General features: G+C 57.4%; 11 protein-coding genes and 2 pseudogenes. 4 read left to right on the top strand and 9 right to left on the bottom strand.

The features are described from left to right. The 4 genes from DOU50_RS03745 to DOU50_RS03760 all read left to right on the top strand — a co-directional run. Nucleotides 1-571, top strand: a 571-nt coding sequence (locus DOU50_RS03745) for a thiamine pyrophosphate-dependent enzyme (RefSeq protein ID WP_228117505.1), incomplete at its 5' end; no start/stop codon positions are given. Between the two features lie 38 nt (nucleotides 572-609). After that, nucleotides 610-1,611: a low-specificity L-threonine aldolase gene (ltaE, locus tag DOU50_RS03750; RefSeq protein WP_048990963.1), complete on the top strand. Its 1,002-nt coding sequence runs from the start codon at nucleotides 610-612 to the stop codon at nucleotides 1,609-1,611. A 10-nt stretch (nucleotides 1,612-1,621) separates the two neighbouring features. Further along, the gene (locus DOU50_RS03755) at nucleotides 1,622-3,058 is read left to right on the top strand and encodes an SDR family oxidoreductase (protein ID WP_148768848.1); all 1,437 of its coding nucleotides are present in this window, start codon (nucleotides 1,622-1,624) and stop codon (nucleotides 3,056-3,058) included. A gap of 92 nt (nucleotides 3,059-3,150) precedes the next feature. Beyond that, the gene (locus tag DOU50_RS03760) at nucleotides 3,151-4,164 is read left to right on the top strand and encodes an NAD-dependent epimerase/dehydratase family protein (protein WP_024907825.1); all 1,014 of its coding nucleotides are present in this window, start codon (nucleotides 3,151-3,153) and stop codon (nucleotides 4,162-4,164) included. Between the two features lie 118 nt (nucleotides 4,165-4,282). On the opposite strand, the gene DOU50_RS03765 is transcribed toward DOU50_RS03760, so the two are convergent. The 9 genes and pseudogenes from DOU50_RS03765 to DOU50_RS23655 all read right to left on the bottom strand — a co-directional run. Further along, on the bottom strand, nucleotides 4,283-6,115 hold the full coding sequence (locus tag DOU50_RS03765) for a chitinase (RefSeq protein ID WP_148768849.1): 1,833 nt from the start codon (nucleotides 6,113-6,115) through the stop codon (nucleotides 4,283-4,285). A 133-nt stretch (nucleotides 6,116-6,248) separates the two neighbouring features. Further along, entirely contained in the window at nucleotides 6,249-6,689 is a 441-nt protein-coding gene (gene iagB / locus DOU50_RS03770; protein ID WP_024907827.1) for a type III secretion system invasion protein IagB, read from the bottom strand. 106 nt (nucleotides 6,690-6,795) lie between these two features. Next, a pseudogene (locus DOU50_RS03775) lies at nucleotides 6,796-9,507 on the bottom strand (glycosyl hydrolase family 18 protein). A gap of 256 nt (nucleotides 9,508-9,763) precedes the next feature. Beyond that, complete coding sequence (locus tag DOU50_RS03780) at nucleotides 9,764-10,561, bottom strand: prepilin peptidase (protein WP_148768850.1); 798 nt, start codon at nucleotides 10,559-10,561, stop codon at nucleotides 9,764-9,766. Then, the gene (gene gspM / locus DOU50_RS03785; RefSeq protein ID WP_148768851.1) at nucleotides 10,558-11,043 is read right to left on the bottom strand and encodes a type II secretion system protein GspM; all 486 of its coding nucleotides are present in this window, start codon (nucleotides 11,041-11,043) and stop codon (nucleotides 10,558-10,560) included. The genes DOU50_RS03780 and gspM overlap by 4 nt, the downstream gene beginning before the upstream one ends. Further along, nucleotides 11,040-12,173, bottom strand: coding sequence for a type II secretion system protein GspL (gene gspL / locus DOU50_RS03790; RefSeq protein WP_148768852.1), 1,134 nt, complete (start codon nucleotides 12,171-12,173; stop codon nucleotides 11,040-11,042). The genes gspM and gspL overlap by 4 nt, the downstream gene beginning before the upstream one ends. 14 nt (nucleotides 12,174-12,187) lie before the next feature. Next, nucleotides 12,188-13,198, bottom strand: a complete 1,011-nt coding sequence (gspK, locus tag DOU50_RS03795; RefSeq protein ID WP_148768853.1) for a type II secretion system minor pseudopilin GspK — start codon at nucleotides 13,196-13,198, stop codon at nucleotides 12,188-12,190. Then, nucleotides 13,195-13,806 carry a type II secretion system minor pseudopilin GspJ gene (gene gspJ, locus DOU50_RS03800; RefSeq protein WP_148768854.1) on the bottom strand — a complete coding sequence of 204 codons (612 nt, stop codon included), beginning with the start codon at nucleotides 13,804-13,806 and terminating at the stop codon, nucleotides 13,195-13,197. Before gspJ ends, gspK begins: the two co-directional genes overlap by 4 nt. Beyond that, nucleotides 13,803-13,931 (bottom strand): annotated as a pseudogene (locus DOU50_RS23655) (type II secretion system protein GspI); the annotation flags it as partial. The gene gspJ and the pseudogene DOU50_RS23655, both read right to left, overlap by 4 nt.

The following is a 13,931-nucleotide window of genomic DNA, read 5'->3' on the forward strand; positions in this document are numbered from 1 at the left end:
AACCGTCTGGGCCGCTCGCTATCTGAAGATGAACGGCAAGCGCCGCCTGCTCGGCTCGTTCAACCACGGCTCGATGGCCAACGCCATGCCGCAGGCGCTGGGCGCAAAAGCGACGGCGCCGGAGCGTCAGGTAGTGGCGATGTGCGGCGACGGCGGGTTCAGCATGCTGATGGGGGATTTCCTGTCGGTGGTGCAGATGAAGCTCCCGCTGAAAATTGTGGTCTTCAACAACAGCGTGCTGGGCTTCGTGGCGATGGAGATGAAGGCTGGCGGATATCTGACGGACGGCACCGAACTGCACGACACCAACTTTGCCCGCATCGCCGAGGCCTGCGGCATCACCGGTATCCGCGTGGAGAAAGCCTCCGAGGTGGATGAAGCCCTGCAGCGCGCCTTCTCCATCGACGGTCCGGTGCTGGTGGATGTCGTCGTCGCCAAAGAGGAGCTGGCGATCCCGCCGCAGATCAAGCTTGAGCAGGCCAAAGGCTTTAGCCTCTATATGCTGCGCGCGATCATCAGCGGGCGCGGTGACGAGGTGATCGAACTGGCAAAAACCAACTGGCTCAGGTAAAACATCTGGCATCGCCTTTTTAATAATAAGGACATGCCATGATCGATTTACGCAGTGATACCGTTACCCGCCCGAGCCGCGCCATGCTCGAAGAGATGATGGCCGCCCCGGTCGGGGACGACGTCTACGGTGACGATCCGACGGTAAACGAACTGCAGCGCTATGCCGCAGAGCTCAGCGGAAAAGAGGCCGCCCTGTTCCTGCCAACCGGTACGCAGGCTAACCTCGTGGCGCTGCTCAGCCACTGCGAGCGCGGTGAAGAGTACATCGTGGGCCAGGGCGCGCATAACTACCTCTACGAAGCCGGCGGTGCCGCGGTGCTCGGCAGCATTCAGCCGCAGCCGATTGACGCCGCGCCGGACGGCACCCTGCCGCTCGATAAGGTCGCGGCGAAAATCAAAGCCGACGATATTCACTTCGCCCGCACCCGGCTGCTCAGCCTTGAAAACACCCACAACGGCAAAGTGCTGCCGCGCGAATACCTGAAAGCCGCATGGGAGTTTACCCGCGAGCGCAGGCTCGGCCTACACGTGGACGGCGCGCGCATCTTCAACGCCGTGGTGGCGTACGGCTGCGAGCTGAAAGAGATTACGCAATACTGCGACTCGTTCACCATCTGCCTCTCTAAAGGGCTGGGCACGCCAGTGGGTTCCCTGCTGGTGGGCAATGCGGACTACATCAAACGCGCGAACCGCTGGCGCAAAATGACCGGCGGCGGCATGCGTCAGGCGGGTATTCTGGCGGCAGCGGGGCTGTATGCTCTGAAAAACAACGTGGCGCGCCTGAAGGACGATCACGACAACGCCGCGTGGATGGCGGCTCAGCTGCGCGAGATTGGCGCCGACGTGATGCGCCACGACACCAACATGCTGTTCGTCCGCGTGGGCGAGGATCGCGCCGCAGCGCTGGGGGAATTTATGAAAGCCCGTGGCGTGCTGATCAACGCCTCACCCGTCGTGCGTCTGGTCATGCATCTTGACGTCAGCCGCGAGCAGCTGGCGGACGTAGTGAAACACTGGCAGGCGTTTTTACAGCGATAAGGAGCATCACGTGCCGCAACGCATTCTGGTGCTCGGCGCCAGCGGATATATCGGTCAGCACCTCACCGCGGCGCTGAGCCAGCAGGGACACCGGGTGCTGGCAGCGGCACGCAACACGGAGCGCCTGCAAAAGCTCTGTTTACCTGGCGTCACCTGCCACAACGTTGATCTCAACTGGCCGAAGGAGCTTCCCGCGCTGCTGGAAGGGGTCGACACGCTTTACTACCTGGTGCACAGCATGGGCGAAGGCGGGGATTTTATCGCCCACGAGCGTCAGGTGGCGATGAACGTCCGCGATGCTCTTCTGCAAACGCCGGTGAAACAGGTAATTTTTTTAAGCTCGCTCCAGGCACCCGAACATGCGCAGTCCGATCACCTGCGCGCCCGCCAGCTGACGGCTGACACCCTGCGCGGCGCTGCTATTCCCGTCACCGAACTGCGCGCCGGAATTATCGTCGGCGCAGGCTCCGCCGCCTTCGAAGTGATGCGCGATATGGTGTATAACCTGCCGGTGCTCACGCCGCCGCGCTGGGTCCGTTCGCGCACCACGCCGATTGCGCTGGAGAACCTGCTGCATTATCTGGTGGCATTGCTGGATCACCCAACCGACCAGCACCGCGTGCTGGAGGCCGCCGGGCCTGAAGTCCTGAGCTATCAGGAGCAGTTCGAACATTTCATGCGCGTCAGCGGCCGCCGCCGCTGGCTGATCCCCATCCCCTTTCCAACCCGCTGGATCTCGGTGTGGTTTTTGAATGTGATCACCTCCGTGCCGCCGACGACCGCCAAAGCGCTGATCCAGGGGCTGAAGCACGATCTGCTGGCGGACGATCGCGCGCTGCGGGCACTCATACCCCAGGACCTGATCCGCTTTGACGATGCCGTGCGTAATACGCTGAAAGAGGAAGAGCAGCTGGTGAACTCCAGCGACTGGGGTTACGACGCCCAGGCGTTTGCCCGCTGGCGCCCGGAGTATGGCTATTACCCGAAACAGGCGGGCTGCACGGTGAAAACCCGCGCCAGTCTGGCCGCGCTGTGGGAGGTCGTGAACCAGATTGGCGGCAAAGACGGTTATTTCTTCGGTAATCTCCTCTGGCAAACGCGCGGGGCAATGGATCTGCTGGTGGGGCACAGGCTGGCAAAAGGCCGCCCGGCACGCCCGTATCTTGAGGTGGGCGATGCGGTCGACAGCTGGAAGGTGATCATCGTCGAGCCGGAAAAACAGCTGGCGCTGCTGTTCGGCATGAAGGCGCCGGGGTTGGGACGACTCTGCTTTACGCTGAAGGACAAAGGCGACCATCGGGAGCTGGACGTCCGCGCCTGGTGGCATCCGCACGGAATGCCGGGGCTGTTCTACTGGCTGTTGATGATCCCTGCCCACCTGTTTATCTTCCGGGGAATGGCGAAACGCATTGCGCAACGGGCAGAACAAAAGACGGAAAAGATATAAATAAAACTCTCTTTCTTTCACCTTTCCCATTGCATAGCGCCGTAATTCACGAAAGAATGCGCACGAAATTCTTTTCAACACAGTGGATAGCTATGAAGGTACTGGTTACCGGGGCGACCAGCGGCTTAGGCCGAAATGCGGTCGAATTTCTGCGCAATAAAGGCATCAGCGTCAGGGCTACCGGTCGCAACGAAGCGATGGGTAAACTGCTGCAAAAAATGGGCGCAGAGTTCGTCCATGCTGACCTGACGGAGCTGGTCTCCTCTCAGGCAAAGGTGATGCTCGCCGGTATCGACACGCTATGGCACTGTTCCAGTTTTACCTCCCCGTGGGGGACCCAGGAAGCCTTCGATCTCGCCAACGTGCGCGCCACCCGTCGTCTGGGCGAATGGGCCGTTGCCTGGGGCGTGCGTAACTTTATTCATATCTCGTCACCGTCACTCTATTTCGACTACCACCACCATCGTGACGTGCAGGAAGATTTCCGCCCTGCTCGCTTTGCCTGTGAATTTGCCCGCAGCAAGGCGGCCAGCGAAGAGGTGATTGACCTGCTGGCGCAGTCAAACCCGCATACCCGCTTTACGGTCCTGCGTCCGCAGAGCCTGTTCGGGCCGCACGACAAGGTGTTTATTCCGCGTCTGGCGCAGATGATGCACCACTACGGCAGCGTGCTGCTGCCGCGCGGCGGCGATGCGCTGGTGGATATGACCTATTACGAAAACGCCGTTCACGCTATGTGGCTGGCAAGCCAGCCGGACTGCGATAAGCTGATCTCCGGTCGCGCCTACAACATCACTAACGGCGAACCGTGCACGCTGCGCAGCATTGTGCAGCGGCTGATCGACGAACTGCAGATCGACTGCCGTATCCGTTCCGTGCCCTACCCGATGCTGGATATGATTGCCCGCAGCATGGAGCGTTTTGGCAGTAAATCGGCCAAAGAGCCTGCGCTGACGCATTACGGCGTCTCTAAACTCAACTTTGACTTCACGCTGGATATTTCGCGGGCGGAGAATGAGCTGGGGTATAAACCGGTTGTGACGCTGGATGAAGGGATTATGCGCACCGCGGCGTGGCTGCGGGATCACGGGAAGCTTCATCGCTAGCCTTTTTGCCCGGTGGCGACTTCCGCACCGTACTGTCCCCTCGCCCCTTTGAGGAGAGGGTTAGGGTGAGGGGAAAGAGCAAACACTAAAACGGCAACCTTTCGGTTGCCGTTTGCTTTTACAGTGCCGTCCAGGCATCAGCCCATGCCAGACCTGCGCCTGGCTCGTAGTATGCCGGGGCGTTGTTACACCAGCCGCTGTACGGGAACGGTTTGCACTGGAACAGTTTACCGTGGTTGTTCACGATATCACCTGCCTTGTACTTGCTGCTCGCGCTCCACGCGGCGTAAGAGCCGGAAGTGCCTTCGTCCTGAGACGGTGCCGCTTTCGCCTTCACGTTCAGAAGGTAAGAGGTGGTGCTGCTCAGTTCGCCATCGCTAACGGTCAGACTCACTTCAATCTGCTGTGCTGTGGCGGATTCTGGCGCCCTGAAGGTCACAACCGCTTTGTCCTGACCGGTCACGGTCTGACCATCCTGTGAACGCCAGGTGTAGGTCAGCTTGTTACCGTCGGCGTCTGTGGATCCTTCCGCGCTCAGAGAGACTTGCGCACCGGCTTCAACGGCGCCGACTGGACCCGCAATATGCGCGACCGGGGCGTGGTTCACCGCCACCGGCTCAGCCGGGGTTTCATCCGGCGTCGGCGCTGGCGCTGGCGCCGGCGTTTCATCTTCTGCTGGCGTCGGCGCTGGCGTTACCGGGGTTTCGTCCGGGGTGGTGGCAGAGCCATCGTCATTCACGATGTTGACGTTAAAGAACTTCTGCACGCACTTGCTGTAGTCACCCTCTTTAAAGGCGCTGAACGGCGTCTGGTAGCCCACCAGCTGGCAGGAGTAGGTCTGGCCGGTTGGGGTATCCGCGCTCCATCCCCAGTCCTGTTCCCAGTAAATCTTCAGGGCACCGGCACCGCCTTCATCGAACTGCTTCATGTTAGCGCAGCCCAGCACTTCGTTCGCCGGAACGGGCACTTTCAGGTAGTTCGCGAACTCTTTGTAGTACTTGATACGGTTTTGCGACTGGGCAATTTCAGTCGGGCCGCCGCACTCTACGCCACCGTTGATGATCTGGGTGGTCACGCCGAAGCCAGGGACCAGACCGTTGGCTTTATCGTGAGCGTTCGGCTGCCAGGTGCCGTCGATAACCTGCAGCATGCTTGGTTTTGGCGGCTGCGGGTAGGCGAAGAAGAAGATTGCACTCGCCAGGTTCAGCCAGGTGTCCGCCACCAGCTCAGGTTTTTCGAGCAGGGTATGCACGTCGCCGTACATCGCCTCAGAGAACGGACCGTAGTTGTAGTTGTAGGACAGCTGCTTCGCACCGCGACCGAAGTAGCTCAGGAAGTCGCCGTCTTTATCTTTCCCGCACGGCCAGGTCTGCCCCTGCCAGACGTCAGGGTTACATTCGCCGTTATAGCCGCCCTTCTGGCCTTCGCTCCAGCCCATTTCACGCACGTGAACCAGCGCCTGACGCCATTCGGCCTCCGGACGCCAGCTCTCGTGGCCGCCGGTTTCCTGGGCAAAGTGGGCAAACATGGTAGCCAGCTCTTTACGACAGATGGCGTCGCTGTCGCGACCGTCGTTATAGGTCTTACACAGCGCCGGGAATTTACCTACCGCCTTCAGGAAGTTGCTGTAGGTGTACGCCTGCGCGCGCAGTGGGAAGAGATATTCCCAGTCGCTGGCCTTCACGATCCCTTCCACGCGCTTCACGTTTTCAGGGTTCGCCGCGCGGCCTGGCTCAATCATTTCTACCTGAGCATTGTCCAGCGTCTGAATAGTCTCTTTTACGGAGGCCATCAGCGGGAAGCTGGTCAGTTCTTTTTCCTTCTTCGCCAGATCGCTGGCTTTCATGGTGTACGGCTCACTGGGGGTTGCTTGCAGCGAGGCAGCCTGCGCCATAAACGGGGCGACGCATGCGCCGGCAACGAGTACACTCAGTAACGTCCTTTTGTTCATTTCTGTATTCCTGTTAATAGAAGTTAAATTATAAAATCCCGGCTTATGTATTAATCCGTTAATAAATAAACCACAGACAGCTGTTTTCACTTTTCGAAGAACACCCTCGGGAATTCTTCAAAAATAAAAAACCTTAATAACGTGCCGCTAATTTCAATTGCTGATATTTCGCCCAGACTTTATGGGCATATTTCATGCGTTGCGGATAATTTTCTTTTTTTAACCCGGCGTTATACGCACCTACCGCCTCCCAGTTATAGCCATAGACCTTAATCATCCCGGACAGGATGGAAGCGCCGACCATGATGGAGGTACAGGGCTCGGTCATCAGCCGGTATTCATCGATCCCCCTGCTCTCAAGCTGCGCAAAATGGGAGCTGTTAATTTGCATTAGCCCAACATCACGCGTGCCGTCATGGTTTTGACCAACCGCGTACGGGTTCATGCCGGATTCAACGTTGGCGATGGCATATAATAAGTACGGATCGACATGATAATAATGCGCCGCTTTATCCCAACAGTTTGCCAGCGCGCTTTGGCTTATTATCAATAACAACAACATTACCTTTTTCATATTTACCTGCTGTAAGCGTCAGTGATTTCTCCTTAGCAACATCCTGTAAAATGAATTTTGAATCACTCACCACCCCAAAAGGGTGGTGAGTGATTACTGGGCTATATTATTTGCAGTCTGTTGATGGGCCTTCTTTCACCCATACATCGCTCTTAGCCGGGTTATCACCGCGGGTCCACCATTTGGCACGGTAAACGTTGCCCTGATAGGTTGTGGTTTCGCCGCCGTTGTAGACCAGGTCAGAACGCCAGTTCATCTTCACATTGCTGACCAGCTCCCAGGCATCCACACCGAAGCCAGGCTGGTTGCCCTGGGTCCAGTACTTCGCTTTCCACACCAGATGGTCGAAGCTTACGGTATCGCCATTGTTGTAGATTTTGCTGGCATCCCACGCGGCATATTTGCTGGCGTTAGCATCGACAGGCGCGTCGCAGCTACCGTTTGCAGTGCCTTCATCAGATGGCGGAGTCACCTCATCAGACGGAGGGGTAACCTCGTCAGCAGGTGGGGTCACGTCATCAGCCGGCGGCGTAACCTCAGCCGGTTTCGGATTCACGGTAACCTGCACGTTAGACTGCACGCTGGTTTTACCATCACCGACAACGACGCTCAGCGTGTAAGTAGACGTTGAAGTCACCTCTGGCGCAGTGATGGTCACGTTCGCGCTATCGGTTCCGGTTGCGTGCATATCCGCCGGAATGCTCCAGGCGTAGGTCAGCGCGTCGCCGTCAGGATCCGCCGCCTGGGCATGCAGAGCATAGGTTTCACCCGCCTGCAGCGTTACCGCTTCCATCTGATTGACTACCGGCGCCTGGTTCGCTTTTGGCGCTTTGTTCACGACCTGCACATCAATTGCGTTGCTCAGGCCTTTCGCATCCGTTACCGTCAGGCGGAACGCCAGGGTCTGGTCGCTGGTCACGGCCGCAACGTTGAAGGTCGCTTTGGCTTTGGTACTGTTGGTGAGGGTCACCGATGGACCAGAAATCTGGGTCCACTTGTAGGTGATAGCATCGCCATCCGGGTCGGTAGAGGCAGAGCCATCCAGCGTAACGGTTGCCGGGCCTGAGACGTTCTGATCGGAAGATGACGCGATTGGCGCATGGTTAGTCACCACCGGATCAACCGTTGTAGCGCTGCCCAGCAGGCTTTCGTTCATCGCGTTCAGGATATCGCCGTTGTCAGCATCAATAGACCAGGAGAACAGACCACCCAGTTTGTTGGCCAGGACGTATTTGCCTTTCGCGGCCGCGGAGCGGGCATCTTCATAGGAGATCAGATCGCCCGTTGATTTGTTGAAGACGTAAGGCGCTTCTGCAGTCGCGTCGTAGCCATACTCCCAACCCGGCTTGCCTTTGTACTCATTTACGATCTGGCGATAGTCGACAACACCCGGTTCCCAGGTGCCTTTCACCATACCGGTTGCAGTACCGGTGAATGGATTATCGCCGGTGTAGCCGTGCACACCGGTCCAGCCACGGCCATACATACCTGTCCCCACGACGATCTTACCTGGCTGTACACCCTGCTGAAGCAGCGCATTCACGCCGTTTTCGGTGGTGTAGTTGGTATCTGGTCGCCATGACGGTGCGCGCAGTGCGGCCTGGTGGCCCAGTTCAGTGTTGCTCCAGCCGCCGTAGAAGTCATAGCTCATCAGGAAGATGTGGTCGAGATACTGTTGAGCGGTGGTGTAATCCACATCCTCAACTTTATCTTTACCGGCGCCAATGGCGCTGGTCAGCTCGTAGGAACGGCCCGTTTCGCTTGACAGTTCATTGAGCATCGCACGGAGATCGTGCATCAGCGCAGTGTAGGTCGCTTTATCCTGCTGCGGATTACCGAGATTTTCATTCACACCGCCGCCGCCAGGGAATTCCCAGTCGATATCCACACCGTCAAAGAACTTCCAGGTTTGCAGGAAATCTTTTACAGACGATACAAAGCGAGCGCGGATCGCAGGATCGCCCATGTGGAAGAACGGATCGGACAAGGTCCAGCCACCGATGGATGGCAGGACTTTCAGGCCGGGATGCGCTTTTTTCAGCGCCATCAGCTGGCCGAAGTTCCCTTTGTAGGGGTCATCCCATCCAGACACGCCAGCCTGCGGTTTTTGCAGGGCAGCCCATGGGTCGTGGATAGCCACGGTATAGTCCGGGCGGCCTGCACAATCACGCTGCAATACGGCGAAGCTGTTACCGCCTTCAACGGTTTTCAGACCATCGTTGATGCCATCGCCACCGCAGATTGGAATAAAGCCGTAGAGGATGTGGTTCAGGTTAGCGGCAGGGATTTTATCAACCGGGAAGTTACGGCCGTATACGCCCCACTCAGGGAAATAGGCCCCGATGACCTTATCGGTATGCTCAGAGAAGGTTTTATTGTTCTCTTTCATGGTTGTATTCAGCGGCAGCAGATGGCTGCCGTCGGTGTCCGCCACAATAATCAGCTTGCTGGCACTTTTGGTACAGCCGCTGGCGTTACACAACTCAACCTGTTCCTAGTAACGGCCACCTTTTTTCACTTTAAACGTCGCGGAGCCGGAAGCGCTACCGGCCCCGGTCCAGACAGGGGTGCCATCAAGCAGAACCTTTGCAGACGTTGGCGCAGCGCCACTCCAGACATTCCACTCAACTTTCACATCCACGCCATCTTTATGCACTTTGACAAGGCTGTTGTAGTCCTGAGCCGCCTGGTCTACCTCTACCAGCGCAAATTTATCATTGCCGCTGCTGATAGTCGGTGTACCCGGTGCTGCTGCAAATGCGGAGCCGGATGCCGCCGCAATGAAGAGCGCCAGATATTTAGGCTTCATAAATTTCATTTTTATTTCCTGATAAATTTATTCGTGACGTTAATAATCCATGCCTTCCTTGAGAGCATGGAATCTATTTGCATAATGCGTATTTAACTGACCTTACAACCGTGACAAGAAAATATTTTTCTGCGTTGTATTCCCCCATAAAAATATACAAGCCAAAATTCCGTATAGCTTATATCCCTTACGATACACTGGGCGCAAAGAGACGTCCTGCTCTTACACCGTCGAAAAAATTGACAAAAAAACTTGACCGAAATATTTAAAATATGAAAGCAAACTGCTGCCCAATAAACACCACTATTCCAGCAAATGAGAGATAGGGTCCGAAAGCAATAATGAGGTTATTTTTATTTAAGATATTAAGGATGAAATAACCGACAATACCGCTTAAGGCGGCGACTAATACCAGCGTGGGTAACGCCTGCCAGCCGCACCAGGCCCCCAAAGCCGCCAGCAGCTTAAAATCGCCATAACCCAGCCCTTCCCGCCCGGTACCAAGCCGAAATGCCCAGTAGAGCAGCCAAAGAGAGAGATAACCTGCCACGGCGCCAAATAGCGCATCGCGTAGCGGCATCGTATGGTCAAACGTATGGAGCAACAGGCCAGCCCACAGCACAGGCTGCGTCAGGCAATCCGGCAGCAGCTGATGCCGCCAGTCGATCAAGGCCAGAGGCAACAAGAACGCCACCAGTACCCACAGGGAGAACAAGGCCTGTACGTTTGGCATACACCAGGCGGTGACGCCAAAAAACAGCGCGGAAAAAAGTTCGATCAAAAATATCCTCAATGGGATACCCACGCCGCAGCGGCTACAACGTCCACGCAGGAGAAGCCAGCTGACCAGCGGAATATTCTCCCAGGCGGCCAGGGTGTGCTGACACGCCGGGCAGTGCGACGCCGGAAAGAGCAAATTGCCGCCCCCCTCTTCCTCCATCACCATGCCCGGTACGCGCTCGGCGACGACGCCCAGAAAGCTCCCCACAATGCCGCCCAGAATCGCACTCATCAGCGGGAACCCCACCGGGTAAACCTCCCGCATCAGCGCGAAGGTGTTCATGCGGCTTTGCTCCAGGTGAGCTGGACTTCCGCTTTTACATCACTGAGGCGATCGACCGGCGTGAGGTTCATTTTTTGCAGCCTGACGCCGGAGGTCTGGTTAATTTCCCGCAGCCAGTTCTTTAATTCATAGACGTTTACGCGATTCACGACGAACGATAAGGTTTGTCCATCCTGACGCACATCCTTCAGGGGAAGATTAATTTCCTGTGCGCTACTCTCCACCACCGTACGCGGATTATCTGTTTTGACAATCTGGACCTGGAGATGGTTTTTATCTATTTCACTGCGCATCCAGTTCAGCGTCTCTTTTTGTCTGTTCAGCGTGGCTTTACTGTTCAGAATCATATTATCCAGCGGGATCATGCCTGCGTAATAAACGGCCGTCCCCGCCAGGGCAACGGCACATATTTTTATAATGACTTTTTCCCTGGCGCTGTAATTCTGATAACGAGACTTAAGCTGCGCGATTCGCTCTTTCATTTATATTTCCCTGCGATCATGGCGGTATAAGGTGCAGCGGTAGAAACAGGCTGCAGGGTAAAATCAAAATTTTCCCCCGCCTGATTCACAAACGTCTGCAACGCGGTTTGGTTTTGCGCACTGACGCTCAGCGTCAGCGTGTTCTGTTGGGCGTCGTATTCCAGCAGATCGATTTCCATCGCCGGCACGGCCTGCCTGGCCTTCTCCAGCGCTTCAAGCTGCAAAAATACCCCTTTGGTCTGCTTTTTCATGTTTTGATCAAAGTGGTATTTGATGTTGGTCTGCTGACGCATACTCGGAAAATGGTGCTGATAAACCTGAGCGATCTCCTGCTGTATAGCATTCTCCTGCTGCACCAGCATCCAGGCCATGGCGACGCGCGGGCCGAGCAACAGGCCGAGAGACAGCAGACCCGCTGCGGCCATTGCCGCTTTGATGCCTTTCGGGGCTTTACCCGAGCCCGCTTTCGCGCTGAATTCACCGTGCATGATATTCACGCGGCAGGTTTGCCACTGCGGCTGGATCAGTACCAGCGGATGCTGCCAGGGCTGCAGGAGGTCAACGTCAACCCCTTCAGGCTGCGCGCCGTAGCAGCACACCTCGCCCTCGCCCGCTTTCTGCATCAGCAGCGGCAGCAGGCTGGGCTCCATCTCCCCGGCGGTGTGGGGGGATAAACGCAGCCAGTAGCTTTCATCCTGCTTAACCAGCGTGCTTCCTCCCTCTGCTACCGGCAGCAGCCAGGCATCCGGCAACGCCTGGATCACCTTCATTCCGGCGGCCTGAAAACGGGTTAACCATCCGCGCAGCAGGTCGGCATCAATCGCCACCGCATCGACCTCGGCGCCCTTTTTGTTGAGCACCGTCCAGTGAAGATTATCCACGTCACCAATCAGCGTCTCTTCCGCCATCCACGAGAATGCCGTCGCCTGCGAGGCAACTTTTTTCGGCAGCGTAAAGTGGCGGAAGATCATGCTGCTGGCAGGCAGCAGCAGGCAAACGCGTGCCGCCAGGGGATGGTTTATCAGCGCATCCAGGCTCTCCAGCGTCTCAACCTGCTGGCTACCGGAGACACACCACATTATTTTCCCGCCCTCGCGGCTGTCGGGACGAACAAAAAGGACCTGTTTCATAGCGTTCTACTTTCTTATTCAATCATTCGGTAACGGCGCTGCCACGTCACGATATCACCGGCTTCGTTATTCACCTGAAGCTGGCTCACCACGCGAAGCGTTAATTCATCGGTATTGCCGGTATAATTGACGCGGAAATACCGGCTGTTAATGGAGAGATAGTCGGCCACCTGCGGAAGGTCGTCTTTTAACTGCGGGAAGGCCTGCTCCAGCGCTTTGCTGAAGGTTTCCATACTTTCCCAGCCGGTTTCAGGACGCGATTCAATCAGGCGAACGGCATCATCTTCATTGAGTTTTCCCGGGAACAGCGCGGCCAGTAAGGCGGCCTGCTCCGGTTTCAGGGTATTCACATCCACCTTGCTGGCGGCGTCCGGCAGCGCGCACAGCAGCTTGCTCACCTTCGGGTAAGCGGCAGCCGGGAATGCGGGCAGCAGCGTGATCTCCGCAATGGTGCGCATCATCTGGTTCGCCGGTTGGCGAGCGGGCACCACGCCAGCCCAGGCATCGGTCTTAGCGCCCTCTTTGGCCGTCGTCGTGTCGCCATCGAGATAGTCCACCAGTTGCAGATACACCTCTTCCGCGTTGGTCTGGCTCAGACCGCTCTGCGTCAGAAGCTGTTCAACAATCTGCTCTCTGCGGGGCTTTTCCGGCACCGCCGGGGGGTTTTGCCCCTGGGCAACTTTCTCGACCGCCAGCAGGTTGTTGACGTTAAAGCAGTCCTGCGCGTCTTCCACCTGGCCGACCACCGTGTAGTCTTCGCCCCGGGTTTCCAGCGGCTGATGCCAGTCGCCGTCGGGGGAGAGCGCTTTGCTTTCCCCGCTGGCGTCGGCCTGCAGCCGGTCCTTCGCCACCTTTTCCTGGGCCTGCATCGCCCAGCGCAGCTGCTGCTGGCTTACCTGGTAATGCGTTTTTTGCAGGTTACGGCAGAACTGCTGGCTGATTTTGGCAGCCAGCGCCGACATCATCACCAGCAGGATCAGCACCACCAGCAGAGCTACGCCTTTCTGTTTACGCAATGCACTCATGATTTTGCTTCCGGTGGCGGTACGGGGGCGTTTTCAGGTGCAGCCGCTTCAGGCAGATCGCCCGGCGTCGTAAAGACCCAGCGCCAGGTATCGCCATTTTCCATGGTCAACGTCAGCTCCACGCCGTCCGGCAGATGCGCCGGGTCGCTCCATCTTTTCTGCCAGCCCTGACGGTAAAAACGCCACTGCAGGGATTTCACGTCGCTGACAATCGGCACCTCGTCGGGTTTCGCGTCCGCCGGGCCGTCAATCACCGGCCAGACGTCGCGATACAGATGCCCTTGTTCCAGCCGCCAGCGCACGCGCTCCAGCTGGACCGTGCCGCTCACGCCGTTCAGCGTGGTCAGCTCAAGCGCATCGTCCGCCTGACGGAACAGATCCGGCTCGTTGCGCGGCGCGCGCGCCTGCAGCTGGTAGAAATCACGCTCCATCAGGTTCCATGCGCGCTGCAGCTGATTGAGCTTCGCCGCGCTGGCATCGGTGGCCGAACTGGTGCGCATCGCCCCGTCCAGAATTTGCCAGGCCAGCGTGCCGATCACCGCAAAGATGGTCAGGGCAATCATGATCTCCAGCAGGGTAAAACCGCGCTGGCGTCGGGTTCTCTTCACTGGCTCTCTCCTGGCCCAACGATCTGCAGCGAAATAACCGGCTGGCTGTCGTCGCCTTCCGCATACACGCGAATCGCGTTAGCCCAGCCGTTGTCGGCGGTTTTGACCCGCTGCTTGCGCCAGTT

Origin of the sequence: Enterobacter sp. C6 (assembly GCF_008122455.1) — a bacterium.
GTDB lineage: Bacteria > Pseudomonadota > Gammaproteobacteria > Enterobacterales > Enterobacteriaceae > Enterobacter > Enterobacter pseudoroggenkampii.